Below are 1,538 nucleotides of genomic sequence, written 5' to 3'. Positions count from 1 at the left end.
AATGCCGTTCAGATAAGGCCGCTTGGGCAGGTCAGTAGCGGTGCCGCTGGTTCGGGGTGGCGGACGATGCGGTCGGTGGGGCGTTTGACGCGGTAGGAGTTGTGGCGGGCGCGTTTGAGGACGCGGGGGCAACTTCGTTGCCGTCGTGGCGGGTTGGGCTGGGACCGGATTTCGGTGAGCGCATCGTCGAGGGCTGCGTAAAGGTGCTCAGGGGGTGATGGCCGCCTGGTCGGTGACCTGGCGGCGCACGACCCGTAGGCCTTTGACGAACGACATCCGGTCCGGGTCGTAGCCGGCCGGATCGGCGGCCTGCAGCAGGAGCGCGCGGATGGCGTAGTGGGCCAGGAGCAGGCCCCAGAGTTGTTGTTCGACCAGGTCCGGGGTCTTCGAGCGGAGGATCTCCCCGCGACCGCGGAGGTCGGTTTTGATCTCGTCGAACGCGGTTTCTTCTTCCCAGCGTTGGTGATATGCCCCGGCCAGATCGGTGGCGGGGATGTCGTGGGGGTCGGTGACGGTGGTGACAACGACGATCAGGTCACCGTCGGGATTTCGGTCCGGGACCGTGTACTCGACCACCCTTACCAGGCGGGCCACCTCGGCGGGAATGTCCTGGCCGGCGCGGGCTTGCTCGACCAGTCGTGCCCGGCGGGCCGCGCTGAGGCCGGGGGCGTAGATCAATGCGTGGTAGGAGCCGTCGGACAGCCAGCGCAGCACACCGACCGATACCGACGCCCCGATCCGCCAGGCCAGATCGGCGCCGGTGGCAGCGAAGGTGCTGAACAGTTCGAAGGAGTAGAGGCCGGCGTCGGCCATCACCAGCATGTCCGGGCCCGCTGTGCCGGACAGGTCGGCGGCCAGGGTGCGTTCCCCGGTTCGGCAGCCACCCAGCACGGCGCCGACAACAGCGTGGCTGCCGCATTCGGCCAGCGCGGCGACATGCAGTTTCGGATACGCCGACGCTTTCGGGCCCGAGCCCATCCGGCCGAAACGTTCCACGTTCTGCTCGGTGTCCGCGACGTCGAAGCTAGTCGCGTCGATCGCCATCAACCGGCGCCGGGCCAGCCAGGCACCTTTGGTCCCGGGGCCCGCGACGGGCACCGCAGCCCGCTCGAACAGCGCTTTCATCGGTTCCGCACCGAGGCGCTGGCGGGCCTGGGTGATCGCGGACTTGGTCGGGACCTGCCAGTCGTCGTCCCACGAACCGAGCCGGCGCAGGTTACCGACCAGCCGGCGCATCACCTCGTCATAGGACTCCGCGGCGAACAAGCCCATCGCGATGACGTAACGGATCATCACATGCGCGGGCAGCCGACGCGACCGTTTCTCTTTCCGGCCGGTGCGGTTGAGGACCTCTTCGAGCAGGTCACGGTCGAACCGGGCAGACACCACACCCAATCCGATGTGGTCGGTCAACCGGCCCCACGGCCCGTCCTCTGCCTCTACCACCGATGACGTCACGGCCCGAAACCGTACCGACCACCACGCTCGACGTCAGCTCACCACGCTGACCTCGACCGAGGCCTTATCTGAACGGCATT

At 67.8% G+C, this 1,538-nt stretch carries 1 protein-coding gene; it reads right to left on the bottom strand.

Going from position 1 to position 1,538, the window contains the following annotated elements; translation table 11 throughout:
• Positions 1-207 precede the first annotated feature (207 nt).
• Positions 208-1,458, bottom strand: a complete 1,251-nt coding sequence (locus tag Ahu01nite_RS49995) for an IS4 family transposase (protein ID WP_203843835.1) — start codon at positions 1,456-1,458, stop codon at positions 208-210.
• Between the last annotated feature and the right edge of the window lie 80 nt (positions 1,459-1,538).

Origin of the sequence: Winogradskya humida, from assembly GCF_016862215.1 — a bacterium.
GTDB classification, from domain to species: Bacteria; Actinomycetota; Actinomycetes; order Mycobacteriales; family Micromonosporaceae; genus Actinoplanes; species Actinoplanes humidus.
The sequence above is the reverse complement of the archived record's forward strand: the minus strand, read 5'-3'. Positions and strand labels throughout refer to the sequence as shown.